Genomic DNA, 14,927 nt, shown 5'->3' with positions numbered 1-14,927 from the left:
TGCCTATAATGGCCACCTTTTTCGCCCAATGATTTTGCGGAGCTGGTGATGGCCGAACGTAAGGCGTCAGTCGAGCGCGATACTCTGGAAACCCAGATTAAAGCCTCGATCAACTTGGATGGTACCGGTAAGGCCCGATTCGATATCGGTGTTCCTTTTCTTGAGCACATGCTCGACCAGATCGCCCGACATGGGCTGATCGACCTGGACATCGAGTGCAAAGGCGACCTGCATATCGACGATCACCATACCGTCGAAGATGTCGGCATTACCCTGGGTAAAGCCTTCAGCGAAGCCGTCGGCGATAAAAAGGGCATGACCCGCTACGGTCACGCCTACGTCCCGCTGGACGAAGCGCTGTCCCGTGTAGTCATCGACTTTTCCGGTCGTCCTGGTCTGCAAATGCATGTTCCCTATACCCGCGCAACCGTAGGCGGTTTCGACGTTGACCTGTTCCAGGAGTTCTTCCAGGGCTTCGTCAACCACGCCAATGTCAGCCTGCACATCGACAACCTGCGCGGCACCAACACCCACCACCAGATCGAAACCGTGTTCAAGGCTTTCGGCCGCGCGCTGCGCATGGCCGTTGCACTGGATGAGCGCATGGCTGGGCAAATGCCTTCTACCAAGGGCGTGCTCTGATGCAGACAGTTGCGGTAATCGATTACGGCATGGGTAACCTGCACTCGGTGGCCAAGGCGCTGGAGCACGTTGGCGCCGGCCGGGTGCTGATTACCAGCGATGCCAGCGTGATTCGCGAAGCCGACCGCGTGGTGTTTCCGGGTGTGGGCGCGATTCGCGACTGCATGGCGGAAATCCGTCGTCTGGGTTTTGACTCGCTGGTACGCGAAGTCAGTCAGGATCGTCCGTTTCTCGGTATTTGTGTCGGCATGCAAGCCTTGCTCGACAGCAGCGAAGAGAACGGTGGCGTTGATTGCATCGGCCTGTTTCCGGGCGCCGTGAAGTTCTTCGGCAAGGACCTGCACGAAGACGGCGAGCACCTCAAGGTGCCGCACATGGGCTGGAACGAAGTGCAGCAAAAAGTCGATCACCCGCTGTGGCACGGTATCCCCGACCTGGCGCGGTTCTACTTTGTACACAGCTACTACATTGCGGCGGGCAATCCCCGCCAGGTAGTCGGTGGCGGGCATTACGGTGTTGATTTCGCCGCAGCGCTGGCCGAGGGCTCGCGCTTCGCGGTGCAGTTCCACCCGGAAAAAAGCCATACCCACGGCTTGCAGCTGCTGGAAAACTTTGCGGCCTGGGATGGCCGCTGGTAATGGCGCCGCGCAAGAAGCCGCCGATTCTCACGCTCACCCCCGAGCAAGAGAGCGAAGCCAACAGCAAGATCAAACGCTTTATGGAAGACCGCTTCGAACTGGACCTGGGTTCGTTCGAGGCGGCTGAAATCCTTGAGCTGTTCACCCGCGAAATCGCGCCGCATTACTACAATCGGGCGATTTTCGATGTGCAAGCGCACCTCAAAGAGAGGTTCGAGAGCATCGAAAGCGACCTGTGGGCGCTCGAGAAGAACTGATTTCCGAGTCTCAGACTCCCGAATTTGAAGGTTTGCCACATGCTGATTATTCCCGCTATCGATCTTAAAGACGGTGCCTGTGTACGTCTGCGTCAGGGCCGTATGGAAGACTCCACGGTGTTTTCCGATGACCCGGTGAGCATGGCTGCCAAATGGGTAGAGGGCGGTTGCCGCCGTCTGCACCTGGTCGACCTGAACGGTGCCTTTGAAGGCCAGCCGGTCAACGGCGAAGTGGTCACCGCCATTGCCAAGCTGTACCCGCACCTGCCGATCCAGATCGGCGGCGGGATTCGCTCCCTGGAAACCATCGAGCATTACGTCAAGGCGGGCGTGAGCTATGTGATCCTGGGCACCAAAGCAGTGAAAAACCCTGAGTTCGTGGCCGAAGCCTGCCGCGCATTCCCGGGCAAGATCATTGTCGGTATGGATGCCAAAGACGGCTTCGTGGCCACCGACGGCTGGGCTGAAGTCAGCACCGTGCAGGTCATCGACCTGGCCAAGCGTTTTGAAGCTGACGGCGTGTCGGCCATCGTTTATACCGACATCGCCAAAGACGGCATGATGCAGGGCTGTAACGTGAGCTATACCGCTGCGTTGGCTGCTGCTACCAGCATCCCGGTGATCGCTTCGGGTGGCATCCACAACCTGGGTGATATCAAGGCCCTGATGGATGCCAAGGCTCCGGGCATCGTCGGCGCCATCACCGGTCGTGCCATCTATGAAGGCACGCTGGATGTAGCCGAGGCTCAAGCCTTCTGCGACAGCTACAAGGCCTGAGGAGAGACCCATGGCGCTGGCCAAACGCATCATCCCTTGCCTGGACGTGGATAACGGCCGGGTCGTCAAGGGCGTCAAGTTCGAGAACATTCGCGATGCCGGCGACCCGGTGGAAATCGCCCGTCGCTACGACGAGCAGGGTGCTGACGAGATTACCTTTCTCGATATCACTGCCAGCGTCGATGGTCGCGACACCACGCTGCATACCGTCGAGCGCATGGCCAGCCAGGTGTTTATCCCGCTGACCGTTGGCGGCGGCGTGCGCTGCATCCAGGACATCCGCAACCTGCTCAATGCCGGGGCCGACAAGGTTTCGATCAACACTGCAGCGGTGTTCAACCCCGAGTTTGTGGGCGAAGCGGCGCAGCATTTCGGTTCGCAATGCATTGTGGTTGCCATTGATGCCAAGAAAGTCTCCTTGCCGGGCGAAACCCCGCGCTGGGAAATCTTCACCCACGGCGGGCGCAAGCCAACCGGGCTAGATGCGGTCGAGTGGGCCATGAAGATGGAAGGCCTGGGCGCTGGCGAGATCTTGCTGACCAGCATGGATCAGGACGGCATGAAAAGTGGTTTCGACCTGGGCGTGACCCGTGCCATCAGCGATGCGCTGGGCATTCCGGTGATTGCCTCGGGTGGCGTGGGCAACTTGCAGCACCTGGCCGACGGCATCCTTGAAGGTCACGCCAGTGCAGTACTGGCAGCGAGCATTTTCCACTTCGGCGAATACACTGTGCCAGAGGCCAAGGCGTACATGGCCGAGCGCGGAATCGTCGTCCGTTAAGGCCAAAGGCTACTGGACAGCATGGCGTGCCCACGGCACTCTTGAGCACGCCATGGATTCAGGTCGCCTGTCATGTTCAAACGCTTTTTGCCTGTTCTCGTCAGTTCCACGATGTGGCTGGCGAGCACCGCTTTTGCGGCTGATACGTCGAACCCGTCGATCGTATTGCTGACTGAAAACTTCCCGCCCTACAACATGGCCAAAAACGGCAAGAATTTTGCGCAAAACGATAATATTGAAGGCATCGCCGTCGATATCCTGCGTGAAACCTTTAAACGTGCCGATATCTCCTACAGCATGACCCTGCGTTTCCCTTGGGAGCGTATCTATCACCTGGCCCTTGAAAACCCCGGCTACGGCGTGTTCGTCACAGCCCGCGTGCCCGAGCGTGAAAAACTGTTCAAGTGGGTAGGCCCCATCGGCCCGGACGACTGGGTGTTGCTGGCCCGAGGGGATAGCCCGATTACCCTGACGTCTCTTGAACAGGCCCGCCAGTACCGGGTGGGGGCTTACAAGGGCGACGCCATTGCCCTGTCCCTTGAGAAGCAGGGGCTGGCGCCGGTGATCGTGTTGCGTGATCAGGACAACGCCCGCAAGTTGCAGGCCGGGCAAATCGACCTGTGGGCCACGGGGGCACCGGCCGGGCAGTTTTTGGCGCGGCAAGTGGGGATTTCCGGGTTCAAGACGGTGTTGCGCTTTCATCAGGCCGAGTTGTATCTGGCGCTGAACAAGGATGTGCCTGACGAGTTGGTGAGCAAGTTGCAGAAGGCGCTGGATCAGCTAAGGGCTGAGGGCGTGCTGCAGAAGATCAGCGCGAAGTACCTGTAACCCCAGGTACTGCCTAACCTGTGGGAGCGGGCTTGCCCGCGATGGCATCCTCCCGGTTTGCCTGACAGACCGCATGCCTGCATCGCAGGCAAGCCAGCGCCCACAAGAGCCAGCTGGTGCGTATCCCGTTTTCAGCGGTAAACCCCATCCTTCCCATGCCCGGCCATCGCCTTGTTGCTGCGCACACCGATCATCTGCCTGATATCGATCCAGTCAATGCCCTGGGCCTTGAGCCTGGGCAGTTCGCGTTCGAGCACAGCGAGGGTCTGTGGATAAGGATGGCCGATCATCACTGCCGAACCCTGCTTGTGCGCCAACTTGATCGCGGTTTGCAGTTGCGTGGTGATCGCCTGTTCTGTGCGCACATCATCGAGAAACACATCCCGCGAAACACTGGCCAGGCCGATCTTTTGTGCTTCGGCTGCGGCTACCGTTTGCGCGCTCGTGCGGCTGTCGACAAAGAACTTATGGCGCTGCTGCAAATTGCCCATCAGCCAGGCCATTGCTTGCGGCTGGGAGGTCATGCGGCTGCCCATATGGTTGTTGATGCCGCTGGTGTAGGGCACGGCCTTGAATGCGGCGTTGAGGCGTTTTGCCAGTTCGTCGACTGGCAAGTCCGGGTGCCAGGCAAAAGGCCCGGTGGCCGGGTCCATCGGCATATGCAAGATCACGATCTTGCCGGCCTTGTGGGCTTCACGGGCAAATTCGGCGGCATGGGGGGTATCGGGCATCACGGCGGTGGTAACCGGGCCGGGCAAGGCCAGCACGCGGCGGTCCCGGGGCAGGTTTTGCCCCAGGTCATCGATGATCAGGCTCAAGTAAGCCTTGTGCGGTGTGGCGGGCGCGCTGGCCGGTGCCGCGTGGGCGGCACCGGTCAGGCAGCAGAGCAGGGCAAGGGCCGGGAAAAGACGCACCTCAGTTGCCGCGAGTGATGCTCAAGCCTTTAAGCAGGCTCAGGGCCTGGCTCAGCTGGAAGTCATCGTCCTGGGGCATTGGCTTGGCTTTGGGGCCGGAGCCGGTCGGCTTGTCGGCTCCGCCGTTGCCATTGCCGAGGTGACCTTGCAGGTCGGCCTCCTTGTAGTACTCGGTGTCTTGCTCGCGGGTGATCTTGGCGCGGCTGACTTCGATGTCCGGCACGATGCCCTGGGCCTGGATCGAGCGCCCGTTCGGAGTGAAGTACAGCGCCGTGGTGATCTTCAGCGCGCGGTCATTGTTCAGTGGCAGTACGGTTTGCACCGAGCCTTTGCCGAAGCTGGTGGTGCCCATCACCACGCCGCGTTTCTGATCCTGCAAGGCACCGGCGACGATCTCGGACGCCGAGGCGCTGCCGCCGTTGATCAGCACCACCAATGGCACGCCTTCGCTCAAGTCCTTGCCGGTGGCCGAGAAACGCAGCTCCGAGTTGGCAATGCGGCCCTTGGTGTAGACGATCAGACCCTTGGTGATGAAATGGTCTACCACTTCAACTGCCGACTGCAGCACGCCGCCCGGGTTGTTGCGCAGGTCGAGGATGATGCCCTTGAGGCGTTTGTTGCCGTTTTCGCGGCGCAGTTTGGACAGTGCTGCGGCCACTTCTTCGCCGGTCTTGACCTGGAACTGGGTAATGCGGATATAGCCGTAGCCATCTTCAAGCAGCTGGGCCTTGACGCTCTTGACCTGGATATTGGCGCGGGTCAGGGTCACGTCGAAAGGCGTGCCGCCGTTGCGCACCAGGGTCAGGGTGATTTTTTGACCGATCTTGCCGCGCATTTTGTCCACGGCTTCGGTCATGCTCAGGCCGCGAGTGGGCTGGCCATTGATCTTGACGATAAAGTCACCGGCCTGGATCCCGGCCTTGCTGGCAGGGGTGTCGTCGATTGGCGAGACGATTTTGATGTTGCCGTCTTCAGTGCCGACCTCAATACCCAACCCGCCGAACTCGCCGCTGGTGCTTTCCTGCAGCTCGGCGAAATCTTCCGGCCCCAGGTAGGCAGAATGCGGGTCGAGGTTGCTGAGCATGCCCTTGATGGCATTCTCCAGGAGGGTTTTGTCGTCTACCGGCTCAACATAGGCGGCCTTGATCCGATCCATGACCTCGGCAAATGTGCGCAGCTCTTCCAGAGGCAGCGGGGCCTTGGCGCTGGTAGCAGCCCCGGCTGGCGGAATGCTCGGCTCGGCAGCAAATGCCAGTGGCGAGCCGATCAGCAGAGCGATCGTCAGGGCCAGCGAGTTGAGGCGGGACAAATGCGGCATGTTGAGCGAACTCCTACGTATTAAAGGTGATGGACTCATCCCTGAGTGCGACACCATTGTGCAGGGTCGCTTGGGCGTCCCTGCTGACGAATAGCAAAATACAGTGCTGGCGTGGCCTGCCCACCGCTGTTGCCCACGGTGGAAATCACCTCGCCGGCTTTTACAACGTCGCCGGCAGACTTGAGCAACGTCTGATTGTGGCCATACAAGCTTAAGAAACCATTACCGTGGTCCAGAATCACCAACTGGCCTGCACCGCGCAGCCAGTCGGCAAACACCACGCGACCACCGTGTACGGCGTGTACCTGGGTGCCGGCACCGGCGCTGATCATCACGCCGTCCCACTTGGTGCGCGAGTCGTCGCCACGGGTTTCACCGAAGCGTGCAAGCAGTCGACCATCAACCGGCCACGGAAGTTTGCCCCGGGCTTGAGAAAAAGCGCCGCCGTAGGACGCACCTGCGCTGGAGACCAATGGTCCCGGCGTAGATTGCACCGGTTTGCGCGGGGCGTCGGTGACCACCGAGGCAGCCTCGCGCTGGCGTTTTTTCTCGGCTTCCTGCTGCGCAATCAGGGCTTTTTGCCGTGCCTGTTCGGCTTCGCGGGCCTGGCGGGCGAGAGTTTCTTCGATGGTCTTGAGGACTTTAGCCAGATCGGCCTGATCTTGCTCGCGAGCCTGCAGCTTCTGGTCGCGGTCCTTGACGTCGGTATTGAGCTTGGCCAGGACTTGCTGGCGTTCTGCACGCACCTTGTCGAGTTCAGCGCGCTGGGTGTCCAGGCTGCTTTTCTGGGTCAGCAGTTGCGCTTGCTGCAAGTTGATATCGGCTTCGACATTGGCCAACTGGCGCAGGGTTTCGTTAAAACCCTTGAGCTGGGCCAGGCGGGCTTCGCTCAGGTAATCGTAATAGGTGAGCGTTCGGGCGAACTTCTCGGGGTTTTGCTGGTTGAGCAGCATCTTCAGGTATTCCTGACGCCCGCCCTGATAGGCGGCACGGGCCTGAATGGCGATCAGGCGTTGCTGTTCAAGTTTTGCGCTGTGGAGTTTTTTTTCTCGCTATCTAGGCGCAGCAGCTCGCCTTCACTCTTTTTTAGTTCTTGTTGCAGGGCTTCTACCTGCTTCTCCAGCTTGCCGATTTCGGTTTCGGTGCCGCGCAGGTCTTTCTGCACGCCGGATTTTTCTTCCTGGAGCTTGCCCAGGAGCTTTTTCAGCTCGCTGATATCCTGGCGCGTGGCATCCAGCTGCTGTTGGGTTTGCGCGCGCTCGTCGGCAAACGCCGGTTGGAGCAGGCATGCGAGGGTCAGGGCTATAAGGGCGCGAAGCATGGGGCGGGCGACACCTGGGGAACGGGACGGCCTAGTATGCCCGCCCTCGTCACCTATAAGAAATGGATGAAGGTGAAATTGTAGCCGTTGATCCTGTGGGAGCGGGCTTGCTCGCGATAGCATCACCACACAATGCCTGATGCACCGCGTCGCCGGTATCGCGAGCAAGCCCGCTCCCACAGGCATTGCATTGTTTTATGCGTCAACCAGAATCGATTTGCCGGTCATCTCTTGCGGCTGAGGCAGGCCCAGCAGCTTGAGCATGGTCGGCGCCACGTCGGCCAGTACGCCGCCTTCGCGAACCTTGAGCGCACGCTTGCCCACATAGATGAACGGTACGGGTTCGCAGGTGTGGGCGGTGTGCGCCTGGCCTGTGGACTCGTCTTCCATTTGCTCGACGTTACCGTGGTCAGCGGTGATCAGAGCTTCGCCGCCGACCTTGTCCAGCGCTTCAACGATACGGCCCACGCAGGCATCCAGGCACTCGACCGCTTTGACGGCTGCGTCGAATACACCACTGTGGCCGACCATGTCGCCGTTGGCGTAGTTGACCACAATCACGTCATAACGTTGGTTTTCGATGGCATCGACGATATGGTCGGTGACTTCGGGGGCGCTCATTTCCGGCTGCAGGTCGTAGGTGGCGACTTTTGGCGACGGCACCAGAATGCGCTCTTCCCCCGGGAACGGTTCTTCACGCCCGCCCGAGAAGAAGAAGGTCACATGGGCGTATTTTTCGGTTTCGGCAATACGCAGCTGGGTTTTGCCGTTTTTGGCCAGGTAATCACCCAGTACGTTTTCCAGGCTGCCGGGAGCAAATGCGCTGGGTGCCGGGATGCTGGCGGCGTATTGGGTCAGCATCACGAAACCGGCCAGCTTTGGCTGACGGGCGCGGGCGAAGGCATCGAAATCATCTTCAACGAACACCCGGGTCAGTTCGCGGGCGCGGTCGGCACGGAAGTTCATGAAGACTACGGCGTCGCCGTCTTCAACCTTCACAGGCTCGCCGATGGTGGTGGCCTTGACGAACTCGTCGCTTTCGCCACGCTCGTAGGCCGCTTCCAGGCCTTGTTGGGCGGTGGCGGCGTTGAACTCGCCCTTGCCGTCGACGATCAGGTTGTAGGCCTGCTCGACGCGGTCCCAGCGATTATCGCGGTCCATTGCGAAATAACGGCCGATCAGGCTGGCGATACGGCCCTTGCCCAGGTCCTTGAACGCCTCGTCCAGCAGCTCAATGGACGAAGCCGCGCTTTTTGGCGGGGTATCGCGGCCATCGAGGAAGGCGTGCAGGTAGATTTTTTCTGCACCGCGTTTAAAGGCCAGCTCAGCCATTGCGATCAGGTGGTCCTGATGGCTGTGTACGCCACCATCGGACAGCAAGCCCAGGATGTGCACTGCCTTGCCTGCACCCACGGCTTTGTCGACCGCGGCGCAGATGGTCGGGTTTTCAAAGAACTCGCCATCGCGGATGGATTTGGTGACACGGGTGAAATCCTGATACACCACGCGGCCGGCGCCCAGGTTCATGTGGCCGACCTCGGAGTTGCCCATCTGGCCGTCAGGCAGACCGACATCCATGCCCGAACCCGAGATCAGGCCGTTCGGCATGCTCGCGCAAAGACGATCCAGCACCGGTTTCTTGGCCGAATAAACGGCGTTGTATTCGTGACTTTCACTGTGACCGAAGCCATCCAGGATGATCAGGACCAAAGGTTTAGGCGTGGTAGTCATAGATCCCACTCGTGGCTGGTTTATAAGAAGGTATGCAGAGGACGCGCAGTTTAAAGCGAAGTTCATGTGGCGTCACCGCCGGGCGGGGTTTGGCCGACCAAGGTGGCTGTGTATACTGGCCCACATTTTACGACTCTGGAACCTTCTGATGGTTGAGCACCTGATTGCATTTGCGACTTCTCACTACCTGCTTGTAGGCGCGTTTGTCATCCTGCTGGCGCTGTTGATCGCCCACGAGATGAGCCGTGGCGGGCGCAGCATCAGCACGGGCGAACTGACCGGTCTGGTCAATCGCGACGAAGGTGTGGTGATTGATATTCGCCCGGCCAAGGATTTTGCCGCTGGCCACATCGTGGGTGCTATTAACATCCCGCAAGACAAACTGATGGCGCGCATTGCCGAGCTGGACAAGCACAAGGGCAAGACCATCATTCTGGTCGACGCTGCCGGCCAGCACTCGGGCGGCCATGCCCGTGAGCTGCTCAAGGCTGGCTACAATGCGGCCAAGCTGTCTGGCGGCATCTCCAGCTGGCGCGCCGACAACCTGCCAGTGGTGAAGTAAGCATGTCCAAGGTCATCGTTTACTCCAGCGACTACTGCCCTTACTGCATGCGGGCCAAGGCCCTGCTTGAGAAAAAGGGTGTTGCCTTCGAAGAAATCAAGGTCGACGGCAAGCCACAGGTACGCGCCGAGATGGCGCAGAAGGCCGGTCGCACGTCGGTCCCGCAAATCTGGATCGGTGACAAGCATGTTGGCGGATGCGATGACCTGTTTGCTCTTGAGCGCGCAGGTAAATTGGATGCGCTGCTGAACGTCTGACTCTCATTCTCTATAAGCCCCAAGATCAACAAGGATCTGTGATGACTGACCAACAGAACACCGCTGCTGTTAGCGATGAAGACACCGCACCGCAATTCTCCCTGCAGCGCATCTATGTGCGTGACCTGTCGTTCGAAGCGCCAAAAAGCCCGGCGATCTTCCGTCAGCAGTGGGAACCGAGCGTTGGCCTGGACCTGAACACCCGTCAAAAGCCGCTGGAAGGCGACTTCCACGAAGTGGTTCTGACCCTGTCGGTTACCGTCAAGAACGGCGACGAAGTGGCGTTTATTGCTGAAGTGCAACAGGCTGGCATCTTCCTGATCAAAAACCTTGATCCAGCGTCGATGAACCACACCCTGGGCGCGTTCTGCCCGAACATCCTGTTCCCGTATGCCCGTGAAACCCTGGACAGCCTGGTAACTCGCGGCTCGTTCCCGGCGTTGATGCTGGCTCCGGTGAACTTCGATGCCCTGTACGCGCAAGAATTGCAGCGCATGCAGGAAGAAGGCAGCCCGACTGTTCAATAAACAGCCGATGCCACAAAAAAAGCGCATTAAGGGCGCTTTTTTTGTGTGTTGGAGCGGGCTTGCTCGCGATGGAATCGCTGCAGTGCAACAGGTACACCGCGTAGCCTGCATCGCGGGCAAGCCCGCTCCCACAGGGGTGGTGTGGTTACTTGAACCCTTGCTGGCGCCAGGCTTCGTACACCGCCACGGCCACGGTGTTGGACAGGTTCAGGCTGCGGCATCCTTCGCGCATGGGCAGGCGCAGGCGGTGATCGCCGTCCAGGGCGTCGAGCACCTCAGGCGGCAAGCCACGGCTTTCAGGGCCGAAAAGAAAGGCATCGCCCTCGGCAAACTGCACGTCGTGAAACGGCTTCGAGCCTTTGGTGGTGAAGGCGAACAGGCGCGGATGGCCCAGGCTCTCAAGGCAACTGGCCAGGTCGGCATGCCGCTTGAGTGGCGCATACTCGTGGTAATCGAGCCCGGCCCGGCGCAAGCGCTTGTCGTCCAGCTCAAAACCGATAGGCTCGATCAAATGCAGGTGGCAGCCGCTGTTGGCGCACAGCCTGATAATGTTGCCGGTATTCGGCGGAATTTCTGGTTGAAAAAGGATGACGTGAAACATGCACGGCTCCGAACTTAAAGATGGGCAGCATTCTACGCCTGAAGAAGACCCGCGACCGAAACTATGGCCACGGGTTTTGGGTTCTTTGGTGATAGTGGGCGTGATGGTGGGGATGATGATCGGTCGTTTGACCGCGCCAACCCCGGTTGAGCTGCAACAGGTGGACGTGCTGCCCGGTGGCCTGGTGGTGTGGTTCAGCGCCGAGCCCAAGCTGCATGGCGAGTTGGTCGACGGCACGCTGGGGTTGCTGTTCGATGCCAAGGGCAAGGCTCAGAACGGCCAGTTGGTGTTTAACGGCAAGAGCGTGAATTGGCGGCTGCGTGATACAGATGGCGGGTTGCTGCTGACCCTGGTGGCGGCCCGTGCCTTGCGAGGCGACTGGGCCGGGGCGCCGCAGGATGGGCGCTGGCGGTTGCAGGTGAACCTGCGAGAGTAATAAAAGAGGGAATTCCAGCCTGCCTGTACCGGGTTCCCCAAAAGCGTTGTGCGCGTTGATGCAAAAGGCATCAAGGCTGCGGGTGTAAAAGTGGGGAGTCTTGACCTGCCTGTATCAAGGTCCCCTAAACCGGTGTTGCGTGTAATAGGTATTGCAGGGGGCGTGCCAGTTTTTGATTCTTTGTAAAAATTGCCTCTTGAGTACGCAAAAGCCCCGGATTCCGGGGCTTTTGTTTGGGGGCTGATTTTGTTCCAGGGTTTGGCGCAAACCCTTGGGCTAGAGCTGTGCACGATATTGGGGCAGATTGCTTGAGGGTGGTGCGGTCAGATCAAGAGCCCCTCACCCTAACCCTCTCCCGGAGGGAGAGGGGACTAAAAGCAAAAGCAGATTTATGCAACACCGCCAATCAGCTCCCTCTCCCTCCGGGAGAGGGTCGGGGTGAGGGCGCTTTTGAACGGCTTCAGGCCTCGTCGCCCTCATCCTCGTCGCCATCGATCTTCATGCCCAGTTCCTTGATCTTGCGGGTCAAGGTGTTGCGGCCCCAGCCCAGCAGCACGGCAGCGTCGCGGCGACGGCCTGCGGTGTGCTTGAGCGCGGTTTCGATCATGATCCGCTCAAAGGTCGGCACGGCACTGTCGAGCAGGTTCGACTGGCCACGCCCCAGCGCCTGGTCAGCCCACTGGCGCAGCGCCTGCTCCCAGTTGGTGACAGGGGAGGCGTCTTGTTGCAGGTTCAGCAGCTCAGGGGGCAGGTCACCGATATGCACTTCGCGACCCGATGCCATCACCGTGATCCAGCGGCAAGTGTTCTCCAGCTGGCGCACATTGCCCGGCCACGGCAGGTTTTTCAGGTATTGCTCGGTCTCGGCCTTGAGCAGTTTGGGCTCCACGGACAGCTCTTGCGCAGCGCTGCTGAGGAAATGCCGGGCCAGGGTCGGGATATCTTCGCGACGGTCCGACAGGCGCGGGATATGGATGCGGATCACGTTCAGGCGGTGAAACAGGTCTTCACGAAACTTGCCGGCCTGCACCAGGGTTTCCAGGTTCTGGTGCGTAGCGGCGATGATGCGAACATCGACCTTGACCGGCATGTGCCCGCCAACCCGGTAGAACTCGCCATCGGCCAGCACCCGCAGCAGGCGGGTCTGGGTGTCGGCCGGCATGTCGCCGATTTCATCGAGGAACAAAGTGCCGCCATCGGCCTGTTCAAAACGGCCGCGGCGCAGGTTCGCAGCGCCGGTGAAAGCGCCTTTTTCATGGCCGAACAGCTCGGACTCCATCAGGTCCTTGGGGATCGCAGCCATGTTCAACGCGATAAACGGTGATGCGGCGCGCGGGCTGTGGCGGTGCAGGGCGTGGGCCACCAGCTCTTTGCCCGTGCCTGACTCGCCGTTGATCAGCACCGTGATGTTGGAGTGGCTCAGGCGGCCAATGGCCCGAAACACCTCTTGCATGGCCGGCGCTTCGCCGATGATTTCCGGGGTGGGGGCCAGCGTCGGCGCCACGGCCAGGCCTTGTTGCTCCTGGGCGTGCTGGTTGGCGCGCTTGACCAGGGACACGGCGTCGTCGACGTCGAACGGCTTGGGCAGGTATTCGAATGCCCCGCCCTGGTAGGACGCCACTGCGCTGTCCAGGTCGGAATGAGCCGTCATGATGATCACCGGCAGGCGCGGGTGTTGCTCGCGGATTTTGGCGAGCAGGTCCAGGCCGCTGGAACCGGGCATGCGGATATCGGAAATGATCACGTCAGGCTGCTGGCGAGCCAGTCGGCTCATGACCCCATCGGCACTGTCGAAACTTTGTGTGGTCATGCCTTCCTGTTGCAAGGCTTTTTCCAGGACCCAGCGGATTGAACGGTCGTCGTCGACGATCCACACGGTTTCACTTCGGCTCATGTCGATGCGGCTCCTTGTTCCAGTGGTAGAAAGATCGAGAAGAGTGTGTGGCCGGGGTGGCTTTCACACTCGATCAACCCCTGGTGCTGACTGATGATGTTTTGCGTGATGGCCAGGCCCAGCCCGGTACCGTCCGGGCGGCCGCTGACCATCGGAAAAAACAGGGTGTCCTGCAGTTCGGCCGGTATGCCCGGGCCGTTGTCGATAATTTCGATTTTGGTGACCAGTCGGTGGCGTATATGGCCAATGGTGAACTGGCGCATGGCGCGGGTGCGCAGGCTGATGCGCCCCAGGCGCAGCTCGTTCTGGCTGCCGATGGCCTGCATCGCGTTGCGCACGATATTGAGTACTGCCTGGATCATTTGTTCGCGGTCGATCAGCAGGTCGGGCAGGCTTGGGTCGTAGTCACGCACCAACGTGATGCTGCCCTGGGTCTCGGCCTCGACCAGATTGCACACGCGTTCAAGCACTTCGTGGACGTTGGTCATGGCCAGCGACGGCAGTTTGTTGGAGCCCAGCATGCGGTCGACCAGGTTACGCAGGCGGTCAGCTTCTTCAATGATGACGTTGGTGTAGTCGCGCAGGTTTTCGTCGGGCAGTTGGCGGGCCAGCAACTGGGCCGCGCCGCGAATGCCGCCCAGCGGGTTCTTGATTTCGTGGGCCATGCCGCGCACCAGCATCTTGCTGGTTTCCTGCTTGGACAGCTGGGCTTCTTCTTTGGTGATGCGCAGCAGGCGGTCGCGGGGGTGCACCTCAAGCAGCAGCAGGGTGCCGGCGTTGCTCAAGATGGGCGTTACTGCATAGTCCACCGTCAGGTTCTGGCCCGTCAGCGAGGTCAGCATGGCTTCGCGCTTGGTAAACGGGTGTGCTTGCTCAACCGCCTGGCGCAGCGAGTGCAGTGCCTCGGTGGACTCAGTGAACAGCTCGCTGATGAATTGCCCGTGACTGCGTTGACCGCTGATCGCCAGCAGCATCTCTGCCGCCGGGTTCATGTACTCAAGGCGCAGGTCGGCATTGAGTAGAAGCGTTGCGGTGGTCAGGTTGTCGAGTAACAGTCGGTGCAGGGCGTCACTGATGGTCATGGGCCGATCCCGGATTGCGTGCGCGGGTGAAGCGCTGGTGCAAGGAAAATGCAAAAACCAAACCAAGGCTCCGAAAAGAAGCGTCGCCCCCCTGAAATAGGCGTTTACAACTTGAACGCATATCGCCGCAATCCGGCTTGCGAGTGTTTTTGAACCAAATTGGGCTGGTTAATGCACTATCAAACTATAGTTGCACCAATATAGTGCAATTTAGATGAATGGATTCAGTTGCTTGAAAAAGGGCATGGGATTGTTGTTATTGCCGCAGCCGGGCGTGTGTAGCAGCTGCCGAAGGCTGCGTTCGAGCGCGCAGCGGTCGCAAACCCTGAGTGCGCGATTGAACTGAGACACCGCGATCTCT

The 14,927-nt window shown here is 60.0% G+C and carries 16 protein-coding genes and 1 pseudogene; 10 read left to right on the top strand and 7 right to left on the bottom strand.

The features are described from left to right. The first annotated feature begins 48 nt into the window (after nt 1-48). The 6 genes from hisB to AB3G35_RS01725 all read left to right on the top strand — a co-directional run bounded on the left by hisB (nt 49) and on the right by AB3G35_RS01725 (nt 3,923). Entirely contained in the window at nt 49-642 is a 594-nt protein-coding gene (gene hisB, locus AB3G35_RS01750; protein ID WP_016783108.1) for an imidazoleglycerol-phosphate dehydratase HisB, read from the top strand. After that, nucleotides 642-1,280, top strand: a complete 639-nt coding sequence (hisH, locus tag AB3G35_RS01745) for an imidazole glycerol phosphate synthase subunit HisH (protein ID WP_016783109.1) — start codon at nt 642-644, stop codon at nt 1,278-1,280. Before hisB ends, hisH begins: the two co-directional genes overlap by 1 nt. Then, nucleotides 1,280-1,537 (top strand): DUF2164 domain-containing protein, encoded by a 258-nt coding sequence (locus AB3G35_RS01740; RefSeq protein WP_016783110.1) that lies wholly within the window; start codon nt 1,280-1,282, stop codon nt 1,535-1,537. Before hisH ends, AB3G35_RS01740 begins: the two co-directional genes overlap by 1 nt. A 39-nt stretch (nt 1,538-1,576) precedes the next feature. Continuing rightward, nucleotides 1,577-2,314, top strand: a complete 738-nt coding sequence (gene hisA, locus AB3G35_RS01735; RefSeq protein ID WP_088378464.1) for a 1-(5-phosphoribosyl)-5-[(5-phosphoribosylamino)methylideneamino]imidazole-4-carboxamide isomerase — start codon at nt 1,577-1,579, stop codon at nt 2,312-2,314. A 10-nt stretch (nt 2,315-2,324) separates the two neighbouring features. After that, complete coding sequence (gene hisF / locus AB3G35_RS01730; RefSeq protein ID WP_003438568.1) at nt 2,325-3,095, top strand: imidazole glycerol phosphate synthase subunit HisF; 771 nt, start codon at nt 2,325-2,327, stop codon at nt 3,093-3,095. A gap of 72 nt (nt 3,096-3,167) precedes the next feature. After that, on the top strand, nt 3,168-3,923 hold the full coding sequence (locus AB3G35_RS01725) for an ABC transporter substrate-binding protein (RefSeq protein ID WP_083369680.1): 756 nt from the start codon (nt 3,168-3,170) through the stop codon (nt 3,921-3,923). Between the two features lie 131 nt (nt 3,924-4,054). On the opposite strand, the gene AB3G35_RS01720 is transcribed toward AB3G35_RS01725, so the two are convergent. The 4 genes and pseudogenes from AB3G35_RS01720 to gpmI all read right to left on the bottom strand — a co-directional run bounded on the left by AB3G35_RS01720 (nt 4,055) and on the right by gpmI (nt 9,207). After that, the gene (locus tag AB3G35_RS01720; RefSeq protein WP_106115519.1) at nt 4,055-4,837 is read right to left on the bottom strand and encodes a divergent polysaccharide deacetylase family protein; all 783 of its coding nucleotides are present in this window, start codon (nt 4,835-4,837) and stop codon (nt 4,055-4,057) included. A gap of 1 nt (nt 4,838) precedes the next feature. After that, nucleotides 4,839-6,155: a S41 family peptidase gene (locus tag AB3G35_RS01715; protein ID WP_016783114.1), complete on the bottom strand. Its 1,317-nt coding sequence runs from the start codon at nt 6,153-6,155 to the stop codon at nt 4,839-4,841. Between the two features lie 35 nt (nt 6,156-6,190). After that, nucleotides 6,191-7,476 (bottom strand): annotated as a pseudogene (locus AB3G35_RS01710) (murein hydrolase activator EnvC). Nucleotides 7,477-7,671: 195 nt separating this feature from the next. Next, complete coding sequence (gpmI, locus tag AB3G35_RS01705) at nt 7,672-9,207, bottom strand: 2,3-bisphosphoglycerate-independent phosphoglycerate mutase (protein ID WP_016783116.1); 1,536 nt, start codon at nt 9,205-9,207, stop codon at nt 7,672-7,674. Between the two features lie 148 nt (nt 9,208-9,355). On the opposite strand from gpmI, the gene AB3G35_RS01700 reads away from it, so the two are divergent. From AB3G35_RS01700 to secB, 3 genes are read left to right on the top strand one after another with little or no spacing between them, the layout of a single operon-like run. After that, a complete protein-coding gene (locus AB3G35_RS01700; RefSeq protein WP_086799305.1) occupies nt 9,356-9,769 on the top strand; it encodes a rhodanese-like domain-containing protein in 414 nt (137 codons plus the stop codon). 2 nt (nt 9,770-9,771) lie between these two features. Further along, nucleotides 9,772-10,026, top strand: a complete 255-nt coding sequence (gene grxC / locus AB3G35_RS01695; protein ID WP_086799303.1) for a glutaredoxin 3 — start codon at nt 9,772-9,774, stop codon at nt 10,024-10,026. A gap of 41 nt (nt 10,027-10,067) precedes the next feature. Continuing rightward, nucleotides 10,068-10,553, top strand: coding sequence for a protein-export chaperone SecB (gene secB, locus AB3G35_RS01690; RefSeq protein WP_003438592.1), 486 nt, complete (start codon nt 10,068-10,070; stop codon nt 10,551-10,553). A gap of 145 nt (nt 10,554-10,698) precedes the next feature. Here the strand turns inward: secB and trmL are convergent, their stop codons facing one another. Continuing rightward, on the bottom strand, nt 10,699-11,154 hold the full coding sequence (trmL, locus tag AB3G35_RS01685; protein WP_016783119.1) for a tRNA (uridine(34)/cytosine(34)/5-carboxymethylaminomethyluridine(34)-2'-O)-methyltransferase TrmL: 456 nt from the start codon (nt 11,152-11,154) through the stop codon (nt 10,699-10,701). Between trmL and AB3G35_RS01680 the strand changes: the two genes are divergently transcribed. After that, on the top strand, nt 11,153-11,590 hold the full coding sequence (locus AB3G35_RS01680; protein ID WP_086799299.1) for a hypothetical protein: 438 nt from the start codon (nt 11,153-11,155) through the stop codon (nt 11,588-11,590). The two genes, trmL and AB3G35_RS01680, sit on opposite strands and share 2 nt — an antisense overlap. A gap of 460 nt (nt 11,591-12,050) precedes the next feature. Here AB3G35_RS01680 and ntrC read toward each other — a convergent pair whose 3' ends face one another. After that, a complete protein-coding gene (ntrC, locus tag AB3G35_RS01675) occupies nt 12,051-13,484 on the bottom strand; it encodes a nitrogen regulation protein NR(I) (RefSeq protein ID WP_016783121.1) in 1,434 nt (477 codons plus the stop codon). After that, nucleotides 13,481-14,566: a nitrogen regulation protein NR(II) gene (gene glnL / locus AB3G35_RS01670; protein WP_369782257.1), complete on the bottom strand. Its 1,086-nt coding sequence runs from the start codon at nt 14,564-14,566 to the stop codon at nt 13,481-13,483. The genes ntrC and glnL overlap by 4 nt, the downstream gene beginning before the upstream one ends. Nucleotides 14,567-14,927 lie beyond the last annotated feature (361 nt).

Origin of the sequence: Pseudomonas sp. WC2401 (assembly GCF_041200115.1) — a bacterium.
GTDB classification, from domain to species: Bacteria; Pseudomonadota; Gammaproteobacteria; order Pseudomonadales; family Pseudomonadaceae; genus Aquipseudomonas; species Aquipseudomonas fragi.
Note: the sequence above shows the minus strand (reverse complement) of the source record. Positions and strands in the feature narration are given on the sequence as shown.

Coding starts and splice junctions, on each gene's coding strand:
- trmL (WP_016783119.1), bottom strand. CDS start 11,154: ATGTTTCACGTCATCCTTTTTCAACCAGAAATTCCGCCGAATACCGGC.
- hisA (WP_088378464.1), top strand. CDS start 1,577: ATGCTGATTATTCCCGCTATCGATCTTAAAGACGGTGCCTGTGTACGT.
- hisB (WP_016783108.1), top strand. CDS start 49: ATGGCCGAACGTAAGGCGTCAGTCGAGCGCGATACTCTGGAAACCCAG.
- secB (WP_003438592.1), top strand. CDS start 10,068: ATGACTGACCAACAGAACACCGCTGCTGTTAGCGATGAAGACACCGCA.
- hisF (WP_003438568.1), top strand. CDS start 2,325: ATGGCGCTGGCCAAACGCATCATCCCTTGCCTGGACGTGGATAACGGC.
- gpmI (WP_016783116.1), bottom strand. CDS start 9,207: ATGACTACCACGCCTAAACCTTTGGTCCTGATCATCCTGGATGGCTTC.
- AB3G35_RS01700 (WP_086799305.1), top strand. CDS start 9,356: ATGGTTGAGCACCTGATTGCATTTGCGACTTCTCACTACCTGCTTGTA.
- AB3G35_RS01725 (WP_083369680.1), top strand. CDS start 3,168: ATGTTCAAACGCTTTTTGCCTGTTCTCGTCAGTTCCACGATGTGGCTG.
- glnL (WP_369782257.1), bottom strand. CDS start 14,566: ATGACCATCAGTGACGCCCTGCACCGACTGTTACTCGACAACCTGACC.
- AB3G35_RS01740 (WP_016783110.1), top strand. CDS start 1,280: ATGGCGCCGCGCAAGAAGCCGCCGATTCTCACGCTCACCCCCGAGCAA.
- hisH (WP_016783109.1), top strand. CDS start 642: ATGCAGACAGTTGCGGTAATCGATTACGGCATGGGTAACCTGCACTCG.
- AB3G35_RS01715 (WP_016783114.1), bottom strand. CDS start 6,155: ATGCCGCATTTGTCCCGCCTCAACTCGCTGGCCCTGACGATCGCTCTG.
- ntrC (WP_016783121.1), bottom strand. CDS start 13,484: ATGAGCCGAAGTGAAACCGTGTGGATCGTCGACGACGACCGTTCAATC.
- grxC (WP_086799303.1), top strand. CDS start 9,772: ATGTCCAAGGTCATCGTTTACTCCAGCGACTACTGCCCTTACTGCATG.
- AB3G35_RS01680 (WP_086799299.1), top strand. CDS start 11,153: ATGCACGGCTCCGAACTTAAAGATGGGCAGCATTCTACGCCTGAAGAA.